Raw genomic sequence first — 16,674 nt, forward strand, 5'->3', positions numbered from 1 at the left:
GGGGACCGCCTCCGCGCCCGGATCCATCATCACCGTCATCGGGGAGGACAACTGTGTCTGGACGGGACCGCATCCGGTCAGGAAGACCGCGCGGGACGTGGACACGCCGGCCGTTCGCGGCCGGCCTGGTCGGTGGCCTGGCCGCCGCGACGTTCCTGTACGTGCCACCGGCGCTGGCGAAACCCTACGAGCCGGGCCGGGTCCAGCGGGAGACCATGGTCGGCGGCCGGTCCGCCGCCCCGGTCACAGTGGCCGCCGAGCGGACCGGACGGCCGTTCACCGGCGCCGCCCCACGTTGGCCGGCCGGCAAGGTGGTCGACGTCGACCTGACCACCGGCGCGGGCGGTGGCCCCGGCCGGGCCGCCGCGGCCGACGGTCTGCCCGTGCGGGTGGGCGTGCCGAGCGCCCCGGCGGCGGCGGCCGACCGGGTGGCGACGGCTCCGGGCCGGGTCCGGGTCACGTCGTTCAGCCGGGAGGCGACCTCGGCGGCCGGGGTGGACGGCGTGCTGCTGCGCGTCTCCCGGGCCGACGGTCAGGTGGCCGGCGCCGACGCCGACGTCACCGTGGACTACTCCGGGTTCCGCTGGGCGTACGGCGGCGACTGGGCCGGGCGGCTGCGGCTGCGGGAGCTGCCCGAATGCGCGCTGGTCACGCCGGACGCGCCGGGCTGCGCGGCGCGGGAGGTGCCGAGCCGCAACGACCTGCGGGCCGGCACGGTCAGCGCGACGGTCGGGTTGACCGGCTGGACCCCGCGCACCGAACGGGGCCGGCTGGCCGGTGACGGCTCCGGCCTGGTGGCCGGGGCTGGCACGCTGGTGGCGCTGACCGCCGGCGCGGAGAGCCCGGCTGGTGACTTCAAGGCCACCTCCCTCGCCCCGGCGGCGACCTGGACGGCCGGCGGCAACTCCGGTGACTTCAGTTGGACGTACCCGCTGCGCACCCCGCCGGGGCTCGGCGGGCCGACGCCGAACATCGACCTGGCCTACTCCTCGTCCGGCGTGGACGGCCGGATGGTGGCGGCCAACAACCAGCCGTCCTGGATCGGGGAGGGGTTCGACTGGTCCCCCGGGTACGTCGAGCGGCGGTACACCACCTGCTCCGAGGACATGGGCCCGGGAGCGAACAACACCAAGAAGACCGGTGACCAGTGCTGGGACACCGACAACGCCACACTGGTCCTGGGCAGCCGGGCCGGCGAGCTGATCCGGCACAGCCCGACCAGCGCCCGGTGGCACCTGCGTAACGACGACGGCACCTACGTCGAGCGTCGTACCGGCGGCGGCAACGGCGACGACGACGGCGAGTGGTGGGTGGTCACCACCCCGGACGGCGTGCAGTACTGGTTCGGCGGCCGGGCCGGCTCGAAGTCGACGCTCACCGTGCCGGTCTACGGCAACCACGACGACGAGCCGTGCCACGCCTCGTCCTTCGCCTCCTCGCGCTGCGACCAGGCGTGGCGCTGGCAGCTCGACCACGTGGTCGACCGGCACGGCAACACGATGGACCTCTTCTACGCGAAGGAGACCAACAAGTACGGCCGTAACGGCTCGACCTCCGACCCGACCGGGTACGACCGGTCCGGCCACCTGACGAAGATCGAGTACGGCACCCGGACCGGCGGCGCCGGCAGCGCCCCGATGCAGGTGCTCTTCGAGGTCGGCGACCGCTGCCTGTCCGGCTGCGCCACCCGGGACGCCACGCACTGGCCGGACGTGCCCTGGGACCAGGACTGCACGGGTGACACCTGCGACTCGACCGCGCCCACCTTCTGGTCCACCAAGCGGCTCGCCAGCGTGACCACCCGGGTCTGGGACGCGACGACCGTCCGCTACCGGGACGTGGAACGCTGGACGTTCACCCACTCGTTCCCCGACCCGGTGGACAGTCAGCCGGGCGGACTGTGGCTGGAGAAGATCTCCCACCAGGGGCTCGTCGGGGCCACCACCGACCTGCCCGACATCACCTTCGTCGGGGTCGCGCTGGCCAACCGGGTGGACACGCTCAACGACCAGTACCCGGCGATGAAGCGGTTCCGGATCAAGACGGTCAACACCGAGACCGGCGGGAAACTGGACGTCACCTACAGCGACCCGCAGTGCGTCAAGGGCACCCGGGTGCCGGACCGCGACAACCTGCACGCGAACACGCTGCGCTGCTACCCGGTCAAGTGGACGCCCGGCGGCCACGACGACCCGATCCACGACTACTTCCACAAGTACCTGGTCACCGACGTGGTCGAGGCGGACCTCGCGGGCTCCTCCACCCGGGTCCGCACCCACTACGACTACCTCGGCGACCCGGCGTGGCACTACACCGACGACGACGGTCTGATCGACAAGAAGTACAAGACCTGGTCGGTCTGGCGGGGCTACGGGCAGGTCGACGTGGTCAAGGGCGACCCCGGGGAGCAGACCCTGACGAGCACCCGCTACTTCCGGGGCATGCACGGCGACAAGACGCCCTCCGGCACCCGGTCGGTCAGCCTCCCCGCGATCGGCGTCGGCAACGTGCCGGCCGCCCCCGACGAGGACGCGTACTCCGGAATGGTCCGCGAGACGATCACCCATGACGGGCCGGACGGCGCCGAGGTCCAGGCCACGGTGAACGAGCCGTGGCAGTCCGCGCCGACCGCCAGCCGTACGGTGAACGGCTTCACCGTGCACGCCCGGCACACCGGCACGGCCGCCGAGCACACCCGGACCGCCCTCGACGGCGGCCGCGCGCCCCGGACCACCACCAAGCGGACCACGTTCGACGGGTACGGGATGCCCAGCCGGATCGAGAACCGGGGCGACAACGCCGTCCCCGACGACCAGCGGTGTGAGCTGGTCGACTACGCCCGGAACACGTCGCCGGGCGGCTGGATGCTCGACCGGGTGTCCCGCACCCGGGAGTTCGCCGTCGACTGCGCCCGGGTCACCGCCGGCGGACTGACCGACGACGACGTCATCGAGGACGAGAAGACGTCGTACGACCAGCTCGCCTGGAACGCCGCGCCCACCCGGGGCCTGGTGAGCAGGGTCGAGACGATCGACGCCTGGAACGGCGGCAACCCCACCTACCGGGCCGCCCGGCGGGCCACCTACGACGCGTACGGTCGGGTCGGGGAGTCCTGGGACCTGCGGGGCAACCGGACCCGGACCTCCTACACCCCGGCGTCCGGCGGACCGGTCACCGCCGTCACCGAGACCAACCAGCTCGACTGGGTCAACCACCGGACCATGGAACCGGCCTGGCAACTTCCGCTGACCACGACCGACGCCAACGGCCGGCAGGTCGGCTACGCGTACGACGGCCTGGGCCGGCTGACCTCGGTCTGGTTCCCCGGCCGGGACCGGGCCGCCCAGACCGCGAACCTGGTGTTCGACTACCTGGTCCGCGCCGACGGGCCGCTGGTCGTCACCACGAAACGCCTCACCCCGGCCGGGAGCTACCACGTCTCCCACCAGTTCTACGACAACCTGGTCCGGCTGTTGCAGACCCAGGAACCGGACGGCGCGGGCGGCGCGGGGGCCGTGGTCAGCAGCACCTTCTACGACTCCGCCGGCCGCGCGTTCAAGACCCACGAGCAGTACCTGGCCTGCAAGCGGATCAGCCCCACCCGGTGCGACCCGGTCGCGCCGAGCACCAACCTGTTCCAGCCCACCGACGTCATCCCGGCGCAGAAGGTGAGCCACTACGACGGCGCGGGGCGGGAGACCGCGCTCGTGCACCAGGTCGACGCCGCGCCGGCCAGCCCGGGCGGCACCGAGAAGTGGCGCACCACCACCGCCTACGGCGGCGACCGCTCCGACGTCACCCCACCGGCCGGCGGGGTGGTCACCTCCACGCTCACCGACGCGCACGGCAACCTGACCGAGCTGCGCTACTACCACTCCGGCGTGCCGGCGGGCAGCAGCTCCGGGTACGACCGGACCAGGTACACGTACAACCGCAAGAGCCTGCTCGCCGGGGTCACCGACCCGGCCGGGCAGGTCTGGGCCTACACGTACGACCTGCTGGGCCGACAGACGAAGGCGGTCGACCCGGACAAGGGCACCATCGAGACCACCTACACGCAGTACGGCGAGGTCGAGACCACCAAGGACGGGCGGGGTGTCACCCTGGCCTACACGTACGACCCGCTGGGCCGTAAGGAGTCCCTGCGGGACGGCTCGGTCACCGGACCGAAGCGGGCCGAGTGGTTCTACGACACCCTCGGCAACGGGGTCTCGGTCAAGGGTCAACTCGTCAGGACGATCCGGCACGTCGGCGCCGACCAGTACGTCAAGGAGAACCTCGGCTACACCGTCGACTACCAACCGACCAGCCTGAGGTACACCATCCCGACCGCGGAGACCGGCCTGGCCGGCAGCTACTCCTACGTCTACACGTACCACCAGGACGGCTCGGAGAAGACGACCCGGCTGCCGGCGCTCGGCAATCTCGGCCTGGAGACGCTGACCCGCGACTACGACGCCCGGGGACGGGCGAACACGCTGGCGACCAGCATCGGCGCGAGTTACGTCACCGGCACCGACTACACCAGCTTCGACGAGCTCGGCGCGATCCACCTGCGGAACAACGGCGGCCGTCTCGCCGACATCGTCCGCACCTACGAGAAGGACACCCGGCGGCTGGCGCAGATCTGGACCACCCGGCAGAACGCGCCGACCACCGTCGCCGACGTCCGGTTCGAGTACGACCCGGCGGGCAACGTCGAGGAGATCACCGACCGGACGGCCGGTGACACCCAGTGCTTCACGACCGACCACCTCCGGCAGTTGACCGGGGCGTGGACGCCGGCCGGCGGGGACTGCGACGTCGCCCCGACGGTCGCCGGGCTGGGCGGGCCGGCGAAGTACTGGCACTCCTACACGTACGACGCGGTGGGCAACCGGCGGCAGCTCGTGGAACGGGCCACGCCGACCGGCACCCGGACCACCACGTACACCCCCCAGGCCGGTCGGCACCGGCTGGCCGGGACCTCCACCGTCGACGACACCGGAACGAAGACCGCCAGCTACGGCTACGACGCGTCGGGCAACACCATCACCCGGCCCACCGCCGCCGGCGGCGTCCAGAACCTGACCTGGGACGCGGAGGGACGCCTGGCGAGCAGCCAGGACGCCACCGGAACCACGTCGTACGTGTACGACGTGGACGGCACCCGGCTGGTCCGTCGCGACCCCGCCGGCCGGACCCTCTACCTGCCGGGCCAGGAACTGCGCTACGACGCCGCCACCGGCGCGAAGACCTGCGTCCGGTACTACAGCCACGCGGGCGAGACCGTGGCGATGCGGACGGGCGCCGGGGTCACCTGGCTGGTGAGTGACCATCACGGCACCGCCCAGGTGGCGTTCGACGCGGTCAACCAGAACGTGGCGACCCGCCGGGAGACCCCGTTCGGGCTGCCCCGTGGTTCCACCGGTGTCTGGCCGACCGGGATGGACAAGGGCTTCGTCGGCGGCACCCGGGACAACACCGGCCTGACCCATCTCGGCGCCCGGGAGTACGACCCGCTGATCGGCCGGTTCGTCTCGGTCGACCCGATCATCGACGTCAAGGACGCCCAGCAGATGCACGGGTACGCGTACGCGGCGAACGCGCCGGTCACCACGAACGACCCGGACGGCCTGCTGCCCGGCTGGATGCAGAAGGCCGCCCAGCGGATCGACAACGCGCGGGCCAACGTGGCGAACGTCGCCAAGCAGGTCAGCGACAACGTGGTGAAGGGCGTGGTCGACAACGCCGGCATGATCTCCGCGGTCACCGGCGTGGCGGCGGTGGCCTGCATGGTCATCCCGGGCGCGCAGGTGCTCGCGCCGGCCCTGGCCGCCGTGTCGGCGGTGACCGGGGCCATCGACACCGCCAAGTCCTGCGCGAAGGGCGACGCGTTGGACTGCGGGCTGGGGGTGGCGGGCATGATCCCCGGCGCCCGGACCCTGACCCTCGGGGTGAAGGGGCTGCACCGGGCCCGGAAGGCCAACGCCGGGATCAAGAACGCCGAGGAGCTGATCGACGTCAACAAGAACCTCCGGGGCACCCCCGGGTTCAAGGACATGGACCGGGCGCTGCGCCGGGAGCTGCGGGACGCCCGGGAAGCGGCCCCCTACTGGCGGGAGTACTCCAGCGCGCACCTGAACCCGTGGAGCAAGTCGGGGCTCGCCGAGCACCGGGGTTGGAACTGGTACGAGCGGGTGGTGCTCACCGAGAACTCCTTCTGGGAGGGCTACAAGCTCGGCTGGTACGCCCCGGGCGAGGACTACGGCGACGCCAGCCGCCAGGGACGGCGCACCTCCACCTCGAAGGGCAAGTCGTCCTCCTCCGGTCGTTCCTCCGGCAGGTCACACTCCAACGCCGGCGCGGCCTCCGGTGGCGGCGAGGCGGCCGGCACGTCCGGCGCCAGCTACTGGCGGGGTATCTGAGCCTGTCCCGGTCCGGCTGCCGCGCGCCGCGCGTGGCAGCCGGACCGGGGCCGGTCGGGGCCGCGCCGCCCGGCGGCCGTGCCGCACACTGATCAGCGACGACGCTCGGCCCGGGAGAGGGGAACAGGTGGCGCAACCCAAGGCGAGGAGCAGGCTGCGGCCCGGCTACTGGCGGCGGCACCCGATGCTGGGCGTGCTCGCCGCGACCCTCTGGATCGTGGTCTCCGGCGCGTTCGGCGTGGCCGCCCTGGACGACTACCGGAAGGTGGACGGTCAGGGCCGGACGGCGACCGGCACCGTGGTCAGCCTCTCCGAGCGGACCTCCAGGATGACCGTCCGGTTCACCACCAGTGACGGCCGGACGGTCGACGGCTTCGTCAGCCGCCCGGACCCCGCCCCGCAGGTCGGTGACCAGGTCGCCATCCGGTACGACCCGGATGATCCGGCGGGCAACTCCTACCGCGCCGACGACCTGCCCAGCCCGCGGGGCGCCCTGCTGTGGTTCGCCGTCGGCCTGGTGCCCGGCCTGGTCGTCCTGCTCAACCTGCGCCGGAACTGGGCCCGGTTCGCCGGGGCGGCCGAGGCGTGGCGGCGTGCCGACCGGCGGCGGTGAGCTGCCGGGCGCCGGGGCCCGACCGGCGGAACCGGTACGTGACCGGACGATGCGTGACCCGGGTCGGCTGGCCGTCCTGTTGGCGGCGCCGGCCCTCGCCCTCTTCGTCACCTGGGGCGAGCCGCAGGCCTGGCGGACCGGCCTGCGGCAGCTCCGCCGGGACGCCCGCGACCGGCCCCGGGACGTCGCCACCGCGACGGCCGCCACGCTGGTCCGCGCCGCCTCCTGGTTCTACCTGACGGTGGCCTCGATCGTGTTGATCGTCGTCGCCCGGTCCGGTGGCCCGGCCCCACCGGCAGTCACCTCGGTCGCCGTCCACCTGGCCATGTTCACCACCGGGGCCACCGTCGCCGCGCTGGGCCGGCTCTACCTCACGATGAACGTGGGGGAGCGGCCGTTTCCCGTCGCCGGGGTGGGCCCGGTGACCGTCGACGACCGGACCGCCCGGCTGCTGCGCCGGGCGGTCACGCCGTCGTGGCTGGACGCCGGCTTCGCGCTCTGGTTCGCGGTCGAGGTCGGCGGGGCCGTCCTGGGTTGACGGCCGGGCGGGGGTCAGACCGGGCCCGGCGGAGCCGGGGGCTCAGACCCGGGCCCGGCGGGCCAGCCGCTCCGGGTCGAGGATGATGATGCTCTTGCCGTCCAGCCGCAGCCAGCCGCGCGAGGCGAAGTCGGCCAGCGCCTTGTTGACCGTCTCCCGGGAGGCGCCGACGAGCTGGGCGATCTCCTCCTGGGTCAGGTCGTGGGTCACCCGCAGCACGCCGCCGTCGCGGGTGCCGAAGCGGCCGGCCATCTGGAGCAGGTTCTTCGCGACGCGACCGGGCACGTCGGTGAATATCAGGTCGGCCAGCGAGTCGTTCGTCCGGCGCAGCCTGCGGGCCAGCACCCGGAGCAGTTGCTCGGCGATCTCCGGCCGGTTGTTCAGCCAGGGCCGCAGCGCCTGCTTGCGCAGCCGGACCAGCCGGGTGTCGGTCACCGCGGTGGCCGTCGCCGTACGCGGACCGGGGTCGAACAGCGACAGCTCGCCGACCATGTCCGACGGGCCCATCACGGCGATCAGGTTCTGCCGGCCGTCGGCGGCCCGCCGCCCCACCTTGATCTTGCCGGACAGCAGGATGTAGAGACTGTCGCCCGGCTCGCCCTCGTTGAACACGACCTCGCCCTTGCGGACCTCGATCGTCTCCATCTCCTTGGCGAGCGCCTCCGCAGCCTCGGGATCCACCCCCTGGAAGATCCCGCTACGGGCCAGTACCTCGTCCATCCCGCACCTCCGCCTGCGCGTGCCGTCCATCGGCCGGGTCCGTCGTCCGCTGATCCCGCGCGCGAGGCCAGTCTAGGCGCACGTGAGCAGGAATCAGAGGCGCACCCCTGGAAACTTGATCGTTGGATGTAACGGGACGGACCTGATCAGAGGCTATGATCCACCGTTTCGTCCGGTCGGCCGGGCGCCCCCGACCGGGCACGCCGTAGGGTCGCCGCATGCTCAGCGAGCCCTTCCTGACGAGCCGCGTCGAGGACGGCCACGACCTGCCGCTGCTCTGCTGGCGGGCCGCCCGGCCACTGCGCGCGGTCAGCTCCGCGCCGCTCGGCGGCGGCCTCGGGCCGCGCAACTGGGTGGTGAACGCGACGGTGCCGATGTCGTACCGCCGGGACGACCCGGCCGACCACCTCGCCGAGCTGGCCGACCGGCTCGGTCTGACCGGCCCCGGCGTCGGGTTGCTGACCGGCGTCGACGTCGCCGAGGTGGTGACCGCCGACGACGGCGGGGTCCGGGTCTGGGCGACCGTCGGACTCGGCGTCCCGGTGGACGCCGCGGCCCCGGCCGGCCCCACCGGGTGGTCCCCGACCGCCGATCCCGGCGTCCCGGTGGCGCCCCGGGTCGGCACGGTCAACATCGTCGTCCTGACACCGGTCCGGCTCGCCGACGCCGCCCTGGTCAACGCGGTGGCCACCGCGACGGAGGCGAAGACGCAGGCGATCCGGGAGCTCGGCCGGCCCGGCACCGGGACCCCGACCGACGCGGTCACCGTGCTCTGCCCGCCGGCCGGGCCGGTCGAGCCGTACGGCGGACCGCGGTCGCGGTGGGGTGGGCGGCTCGCCCGCGCGGTGCACGCCGCCGTCCTCGCCGGCGCGGACGGTCACGACGTGGCCTGGTCGGACCGGCCCGCCTGATGAGCCGGCCCGCCTGATGAGCCGGCCCGGGGCGTGGGCCGGCCCGGTCTGGCGTCGGATCGGTGGGCGGCGTTTTCAGCCGATCGGCCGTCGCCCGGACGCGTTCGCGGCCGGTAGCGTCCCGGGTGATGTCCGCCGCCGCCTGCCGCCCCGCCCACCGCGCCCGCCACCGCCAGGTGGCCGCGCTGGGCGCGCTCCTCACCCTGACCCTCCTCGTCACCGCCGGCTGCACCGGCTCGACGACGGACGACGGCCCGGCCTGGCAGCCGGCCCGGCCGAGCGGCGCCGCCTCCGCCTCGGCCGCCCCGGGTGACCCGCCCGAGGCGGAGAAGAAGGTCGTCTCGCTCTCCGCCACCGGCGACATCATCATGGGCAACGCCCCGAACCGGCTGCCGCCCAACGGCGGCCGGGGCTTCTTCGACGGGGTGCGGGACGCGCTCGCGGCCGACCTGGTGATGGGCAACCTTGAAGAGCCGTTGACCGTCGACACCGGGACGGGCAAGTGCGGCGCGAACTCCACCCGCTGCTTCCAGTTCCGGGCCCCGCCGGAGTACGCCGCCCACCTCAAGGACGCCGGCTTCCACCTGCTCAACCAGGCCAACAACCACGGGTACGACTACGGGCCGGCCGGCTACGAGAACACCCAGGAGGCGCTGGAGGAGCACGGGCTGGAGCACACCGGCGCGCCCGACCAGATCACCGTGGTCGACGTCAAGGGCGTCAAGGTGGCCGTGGCCGGTTTCTCCTCGTACGTCTGGTCGAACAGCCTGGTCGACATCGAGGAGGCCGAGCAGGTCGTCGAGAAGGCCGCCACCATGGCCGACCTGGTCGTCGTGCAGGTGCACATGGGCGCCGAGGGCTCGGAGAAGACCCGGGTGAAGCCGGGCACCGAGATGTTCCTCGGCGAGAACCGGGGCGATCCGGTCAAGTTCTCCCACGCGATGATCGACGCCGGCGCCGACCTGATCGTCGGGCACGGCCCGCACGTGCTCCGGGGCATGGAGTTCTACCAGGGGCGACTGATCGCGTACAGCCTCGGCAACTTCGCCGGCGGCGGCAACTCGCTCAGCAACAACGGCCGGCTGGGCTGGGGTGGCGTGCTGAAGGTGTCGCTCTCCGCCGACGGCAGCTTCGTCGAGGGGTCGTTCGCCTCGACGTACATGAACGGGATCGGCAAGCCGGTCACCGACCCGGACGACCGGGGCCTCGGCCTGCTCAAGCAGCTCAGCGGCCAGGACTTCCCGAAGACCGGGGCCACGTTCGGCGCGGACGGCGCGATCTCGGCCCCCGGGGCGGGCTGAGCCGCCCGACGCGACCCGGCCGGGCACCGACGCGACCGGGCCTCGGCCCGACGTAGGCTGGCCGGCGTGACCACTAGCTCCCCCGGGGTCGTGGAGACCGACCTCGGCCGTAAGCGCCGGGCCCGGCGGATCGGCCGAGCGCTCACCGAGGCCCACCCCGACGCGCACTGCGAACTCGACCACTCCACCGCGCTCGAACTCGCCGTGGCGACCATCCTCTCCGCCCAGTGCACCGACAAGAAGGTCAACGAGGTCACTCCGAAGCTCTTCGCCCGGTACCCGGGCGCGGCCGACTACGCCGGCGCGGACCGTGGCGAGATGGAGGAGCTGATCCGGCCCACCGGCTTCTACCGCAACAAGACCACCTCGCTGATCCGGCTGGGTCAGGCGCTCGTCGAGCGGTACGACGGCCAGGTCCCCGCCCGGCTGGCCGACCTGGTGACCCTGCCCGGGATGGGGCGCAAGACCGCGAACGTGATCCTCGGCAACGCCTTCGGCGTCCCGGGCATCACCGTCGACACGCACTTCCAGCGGCTGACGCACCGCTGGCGGCTGACCACCGAGTCCGACCCGGTCAAGATCGAGCACGCGATCGGGGCGCTGTTCGAGAAGCGTGACTGGACGATGCTCTCGCACCGGGTGATCTTCCACGGCCGGCGGGTCTGCCACGCCCGCAAACCGGCCTGCGGGGCGTGCCCGCTGGCGAAGCTCTGCCCCTCGTACGGCGCCGGGCCGACCGAGGCGGCGATGGCGGCGAAGCTGCTCAAGGGGCCACGGGCCCGGGATCTCGCCGTCGCCGCCGGCGTCGACCCGGACCTGGTACCCGCCCAGGCGGTCGCCGCGGAGGCGCCGTGACCCGCCGGCTCGCCGCCACCCTGCTCGTCCCGTTGCTGCTGGTCGTGGCCGGCTGCACGGCCGGGGAAGCGGACCGGGTCGCGCCGTCTGGTCCGCCGGCCCCGCCGTCGCCGTTCACCGACTGCGCGGCCCTGACCGGTCCCCCCGGCGGGACGTCCCCGGGCTCGTCCGCCGCCGCCGGCTCGCCGGCTCCCGCTGGTACGCCTGCTCCGCCCGGACCGTCCGCCGGTCCGGCCGGTGGGGCGACGTCCGCCGGGGCGTTGCTGCCGGACCTGCGGTTCGCCTGTTTCACCGGGGGCGCGGAGGTGGCCCTGCGGGAGCTGCGCGGGCCGGCCGTGCTGAACCTGTGGGCCTCCTGGTGCGGGCCCTGCCGCAGGGAGCTGCCCGCCTTCCAGCGGCTCGCCGAACGGTCGGCCGGGCGGCTGCACGTGGTCGGCGTGAACACCCGCGACGACCGGCCCCGGGCCGTCTCGGTGGGCGCGGACTTCGGCGTGACCTTCCCGTCGCTTGTCGACACCGACCAGCGGTTGCAGCGGGAGCTCGCCCCGAACGTCCTGCCGGTGAGCGTCTTCGTCGACGCGCAGGGCCGGATCCGGCACCAGGACGTCTCGGGAGCGCTCGACGACGCCCGCCTGGCCGAGCTGGTCCGCCGGCACCTCGGGCTGGAGGTGCCGGCGTGACCGGACGCCGCCTCCCGCCGCCCTGGCTGGGCCCGCTGCTCGGGCGGCTCGACACCGCCCGGGCGGCGGACTTCTCCACGTTGCCCGTGCCGACCAGCGGCGGGCGGGAGAGCGCGGTGCTGGTGCTGTTCGGCGAGGAGCCGGACGTCGGACCGGACGTCCTCGTCCTGCAGCGGGCCGCCACCCTGCGCAACCACGCCGGTCAGCCGGCCTTCCCCGGCGGCGCCACCGACCCCGGTGACACCGACGCCACCGCGACCGCGCTGCGGGAGGCCAACGAGGAGGTCGGCCTCGACCCGGAGAGCGTCACCGTCCTGGCCCACCTGCCGAAGCTGTGGATCCCGATCAGCGACTTCCTGGTCACCCCGGTCCTCGGCTGGTGGCACCGTCCGCACCCGGTGCACCCCCGGGAGCCGGCCGAGGTGGCGCACGTGGCCCGGCTGCCCGTCGCCGAGCTGGTCGACCCGGCGAACCGGCTGCGGGTACGCCATCCGAGCGGCTGGATCGGCCCGGCGTTCGCCGCGCGCGGCATGCTCGTCTGGGGTTTCACCGCGGGCGTGCTCGCCGCCGTCCTGGAGATGGGTGGCTGGGCCCGGCCCTGGCCCCGGGACCGGGTGGTGGACCTGCCGCCGACGAACGCCGTCCCGGCCCCCTCGGCCGGCACCGACCCCGCCGACGAGCTGACCGGCAACTGACCGGGCCGGCCCGGCGACCGACCAGGCCGGGCGGCGGACGTGTGGACGCCGGCCGGCGGGCCGGTCACGACGGTTGTCGTCGCCGCTGTCCGGCGCCCGTACGCTGGACGGGTGTCGGTTGTTGATCTCGTGCTGCTGCTGCTCATGCTGGTGTTCGCGATAAGCGGATACCGACAGGGGTTCGTCATCGGAGCGCTGTCCTTCACCGGCTTCTTCCTGGGCGCGCTGCTCGGGCTCCAGGTCGGGCCGCTGCTGGCCCAGCGGTTCACCGACAACGTCACCCGGGTGATCATCGCGTTGGTGGCGGTGTTCGGGTTGGCGGTGCTCGGGCAGGCCCTGGCCGGCTGGCTCGGCTCGCACCTGCGGCACGCGATCACCAGCCGGATCGGTCGCCGGGTCGACGACGTCGGCGGCGCGTTCGTCTCGTTGTTCGCGGTGATCATGGTGGCCTGGCTGGTCGCCGTGCCGCTCGGCTCGTCGTCGCTGCCCTGGCTGGCCGCCTCGGTACGCAACAGCGCGCTGCTCACCGTGGTCGACCGGGTGATGCCGGACCGCGCGCAGCAGCTCTCCACCGCGCTGCGGGACACCGTCGACACCAACGGCTTCCCGGACGTCTTCGGTGACCTCGCCCCCACCCGGGCCCGGCAGGTGTCACCGCCCGACCCGGCGCTCGCCGGCTCCCAGGTCGTCGCCAACGGGCAGCGGTCCGTGGTGAAGGTGCTCGGCTCCGCGCCGAGCTGCGGCCGGCGCATCGAGGGCTCCGGCTTCGTCTACGCCGAGAACCGGGTGATGACGAACGCGCACGTGGTCGCCGGCACCCGTACCGTCTCGGTGGAGCTGGGCGGTGACCGGTACGACGGCCGGGTGGTGGTCTACGACCCGGACCGGGACCTCGCCGTGCTCTACGTGCCCGACCTGCCCGGCCCGCCGATGCGGTTCGCGGCCAGGTCGGCGGCGAGCGGGGCGGACGCGATCGTCCTGGGCTTCCCGCTCGACGGCCCGTACGACGCGCAGTCGGCCCGGGTGCGTGACGTCGACCGGATCACCGGGCCGGACATCTACGCCTCCGGCGACGTCACCCGGGAGGTCTACACCATCCGCGCGTTGGTCCGCAGCGGCAACTCCGGCGGCCCGCTGGTCGCGCCGAACGGCCTGGTGCTGGGGGTGATCTTCGCGGCGGCGGCGGACGACCCGAACACCGGCTTCGCGGTGACCGCCGAGGAGGCCCGCCCGGTGGCGCTGGCCGGGGCGGAACGGACCCGGGGCGTCGAGACCGGCGACTGCACCTGAGCCGGGCCGGGGGAGGGGTCTGGTGAGGTCGCCCCTCCCCGGCTCCGGGGGCCCGGGTCAGCCCAGGAACTTGTCCAGCGCGGCCTCGATCGCGCCGGTGTCCGGCGAGGCGTACGCCTTCATGGTGTTCTTGTTGTAGGTCACGAACGACGGGCAGCGCACCGCCGGCGCGTTGATCGTGCCGCCGTCGCCGATCTTCTGCGCGGTCTTCGCCGCGTAGAAGGTGAGCTGGTACCGCGACGACACGTAGTCGACCGAGACGACCTTGTCGGAGCTGTCCTTGAGCTGGCACTTGCGGCCGGTGCCCTCGCTGCCCTCCACGAACTTGAGGCAGCCGACCACGCTGACCTCGTCGAACTCGTCACTCTTGGCGTAGTACGACTTACCGTAACCGGTGGACCGCAGCAGCCAGCTCGACGGCCGCTCCACCGAGTTGTAGAAGGTGTACGCCTTCGACCCGGCCGGAGCGCTGTACGCCTTGGCGTTGAGGATCGGGCTGCCCTCGCAGACCGCCTCGAAGTCACTGGAGTACCGCGCGGTGACCGCGTTGTTGTTCTGCGGGGCGTCGTCGCCCCCGGGCGCCGGGGCGCTGGTCGAGGGGGTGGCGCCCGGCTCGGTCTCGCCGCCGCCGGGAGCCGGGGCGGTGGCGACCGGCGGCGCCGGCTCGTCGTCGTCACCAGCGGCCACCAGCACGCCGACGCCGACGCCGCAGAGCGCCAGCAGAGCCACGGTGGCGGCGCCGACGCCGAGCCCGATGATCAGGCCGCGGTTCTTCTTCGGCGGCGGCACCGGGGCGGCGAACTGCGGCGGCGGGGGATAACCCTGCTGGTGCCCGTAGCCGTACGGGTCCGGCTGGCCGGAGATCGGCTGCCCGGGCGGCCCCCACGGCTGCCCGGAGATCGGCTGCCCGGGAGCCGGCTGGCCCGGCGGCGGCCCCCAGGGCTGCCCGGCGTTCGGATCGGACGGTCCTCCGTACGGAGGGTGACTGTCGCTCATCTCTAGCCCTATCGCTTCGGCGGTGCGGTGGCGCATGGGATCAGAGATCACGATAAACAGCTATGCAAACTGCCTGTTCAGCGGCGTCAGCTCTGGTTGGAGCGCGGACAGGCGGGCCTGAACTGAGGTTAAGGGCGCCGTTGGCGCAGAGTGGAGACGTGGCCACCCACAGTGAAATGGTCTGGACCGTCCGTCGGTCAGCGGCGGGCCGGACGGCGGAACCGGCGGACCAGCAGGACCACGGCGGTGACCAGCGCCACTACCGCCGCCACACCGGCCCAGAGCCGGGCCGGGCCGGTGACCTCCGCCCCACCCGCGGCGCGGGCCCGCCACCCGTCCCCGCGTCCCGTGCCGGTCAGACCGAGCCGGTCCGCCTCGGCCTCCGGGGCGTCGGTCGAGCCCGGCGCCCGCCCGAAGCCGACCTCGCCCGGTGAGGACCGGTCGTCCAACGGGTTGCGGGTCACCGCGGGCACGTCCCGGGTGAGCGCCGCGACCGGGTCGACCCGCCCGAAGCCGAACGTGTCGTCCCGGCCGGCGGGGCCGATGTCCCGCGCGGTGCCGATCAGCCGGTTGACCACCTCACCGGCGGAGAGCTGCGGGAAACGGGCCCGCACCAGCGCGGCGGCGGCGGTCACCAGAGGCGCCGCGAAACTCGTCCCCTGCACCCGCCAGTAGCCGCCGGGACGGGCCCCGACCAGCCCGGTGGCCGGCGCGGTCAGCACCGTCTCCGGCCCGCTTATCGAACCGGACCAGAGGGTGTCGGTGTCCCGCTCCAGGCCGGCCACCGCGATCACCCCCGGCTCCCGGGCCGGGTACCAGGCGCGACCGTTCGGCGAGACGGCCAGGTTGCCGGTGCAGGCGACCACCACCACGTCCCGGGCGAAGGCGTAGTCCAGCGCCGCGGCCAGGGCCGGGCTGTCGCCACTGCCGCCGAGGGAGAGGTTGATGACCCGGGCCCCGTGGTCGACCGCCCACCGGACGCCCTTGGCGACGATCAGGGCGTCGTCGTAGCGGTTCTCCGCGTCGAGCACCCGGACCGGCAGGATCTTCGCGTCGGGCGCGAGCCCCACCGCGCCGCGTCTGTCGTCCCGCCGGCCGGCGATCAGCGCCGCGACGGTGGTGCCGTGCCCGACCGGGTCGGGACGACCCGCGGCGTCCGGGGTCACCAGGTCGAGGCCGGGGAGCACCTGACCGGCCAGGTCCGGGTGGGAGGCGTCCACCCCGGAGTCGATCACCGCGACGGTGACCCCGCGCCCGGTGGACGTCCGCCAGGCGGTCTCCGCGTCCAGCGCGTCGAGCTGCCACTGGTCGTTGCGTACCTGGTCGGCGCGGGTCGGAGCGTACAGCGGCTCGACCGTGACCGGCTCCCGACGGACCGGGACCACCCGGCCCGGGGCCGTGACCGTGGCGGTGAGCGAGACCGGGGCCGGGGCCGACCAGGCCACCGGTGGGGCCGCGACGGCCGGTGGGGCCGCGACGGCCGGTGGCGGCGCGAGCGGAACGGCGGTCGCGGCGACGGCGAGCAGCGTACGGCCGATCCGTCGCCGGGCCCCGGCGACCCGTCTCCCCGGCACCGCAGTCACATCCTCAGCCCGTCCGTCGCACCGGATCCATGATGCTCGGAGGTTACCCGGTCATCCGCTCCTGTTTGGTTAAACGTCGAAAAGT

The 16,674-nt window shown here is 73.7% G+C and carries 12 protein-coding genes; 9 read left to right on the forward strand and 3 right to left on the reverse strand.

All coding sequences use genetic code 11. The features are described from left to right. The first annotated feature begins 53 nt into the window (after positions 1-53). The 3 genes from O7606_RS21920 (at position 54) to O7606_RS21930 (ending at position 7,558) form a co-directional block, all read left to right on the forward strand. A complete protein-coding gene (locus O7606_RS21920; RefSeq protein WP_281595905.1) occupies positions 54-6,407 on the forward strand; it encodes an RHS repeat-associated core domain-containing protein in 6,354 nt (2,117 codons plus the stop codon). A gap of 127 nt (positions 6,408-6,534) precedes the next feature. Then, complete coding sequence (locus O7606_RS21925) at positions 6,535-7,020, forward strand: DUF3592 domain-containing protein (RefSeq protein WP_281595906.1); 486 nt, start codon at positions 6,535-6,537, stop codon at positions 7,018-7,020. Beyond that, positions 7,001-7,558 (forward strand): hypothetical protein, encoded by a 558-nt coding sequence (locus tag O7606_RS21930; RefSeq protein ID WP_281595907.1) that lies wholly within the window; start codon positions 7,001-7,003, stop codon positions 7,556-7,558. The genes O7606_RS21925 and O7606_RS21930 overlap by 20 nt, the downstream gene beginning before the upstream one ends. Before the next feature lie 42 nt (positions 7,559-7,600). Here the strand turns inward: O7606_RS21930 and O7606_RS21935 are convergent, their stop codons facing one another. Then, positions 7,601-8,278, reverse strand: a complete 678-nt coding sequence (locus tag O7606_RS21935; protein WP_007073398.1) for a Crp/Fnr family transcriptional regulator — start codon at positions 8,276-8,278, stop codon at positions 7,601-7,603. A 218-nt stretch (positions 8,279-8,496) separates the two neighbouring features. Here O7606_RS21935 and O7606_RS21940 point away from each other — a divergent pair, with 218 nt between their 5' ends. From O7606_RS21940 to O7606_RS21965, 6 genes are all read left to right on the forward strand, one after another. Then, positions 8,497-9,189, forward strand: coding sequence for an adenosylcobinamide amidohydrolase (locus tag O7606_RS21940; RefSeq protein ID WP_281595908.1), 693 nt, complete (start codon positions 8,497-8,499; stop codon positions 9,187-9,189). Between the two features lie 128 nt (positions 9,190-9,317). Beyond that, complete coding sequence (locus O7606_RS21945) at positions 9,318-10,490, forward strand: CapA family protein (RefSeq protein ID WP_281595909.1); 1,173 nt, start codon at positions 9,318-9,320, stop codon at positions 10,488-10,490. 66 nt (positions 10,491-10,556) lie between these two features. Further along, positions 10,557-11,345: an endonuclease III gene (gene nth, locus O7606_RS21950; protein WP_281595910.1), complete on the forward strand. Its 789-nt coding sequence runs from the start codon at positions 10,557-10,559 to the stop codon at positions 11,343-11,345. After that, positions 11,342-12,025: a TlpA disulfide reductase family protein gene (locus O7606_RS21955; protein WP_281595911.1), complete on the forward strand. Its 684-nt coding sequence runs from the start codon at positions 11,342-11,344 to the stop codon at positions 12,023-12,025. Before nth ends, O7606_RS21955 begins: the two co-directional genes overlap by 4 nt. Beyond that, on the forward strand, positions 12,022-12,720 hold the full coding sequence (locus O7606_RS21960; protein ID WP_281595912.1) for a CoA pyrophosphatase: 699 nt from the start codon (positions 12,022-12,024) through the stop codon (positions 12,718-12,720). Before O7606_RS21955 ends, O7606_RS21960 begins: the two co-directional genes overlap by 4 nt. A gap of 111 nt (positions 12,721-12,831) precedes the next feature. Continuing rightward, positions 12,832-14,010 (forward strand): MarP family serine protease, encoded by a 1,179-nt coding sequence (locus O7606_RS21965; protein WP_281595913.1) that lies wholly within the window; start codon positions 12,832-12,834, stop codon positions 14,008-14,010. A 57-nt stretch (positions 14,011-14,067) separates the two neighbouring features. On the opposite strand, the gene O7606_RS21970 is transcribed toward O7606_RS21965, so the two are convergent. Next, the gene (locus O7606_RS21970) at positions 14,068-15,006 is read right to left on the reverse strand and encodes a hypothetical protein (RefSeq protein WP_281595914.1); all 939 of its coding nucleotides are present in this window, start codon (positions 15,004-15,006) and stop codon (positions 14,068-14,070) included. A 197-nt stretch (positions 15,007-15,203) separates the two neighbouring features. Beyond that, positions 15,204-16,580, reverse strand: a complete 1,377-nt coding sequence (gene mycP / locus O7606_RS21975) for a type VII secretion-associated serine protease mycosin (RefSeq protein ID WP_281595915.1) — start codon at positions 16,578-16,580, stop codon at positions 15,204-15,206. Positions 16,581-16,674: the final 94 nt, after the last annotated feature.

This window comes from Micromonospora sp. WMMD882 (assembly GCF_027497255.1).
Lineage (GTDB): Bacteria > Actinomycetota > Actinomycetes > Mycobacteriales > Micromonosporaceae > Micromonospora.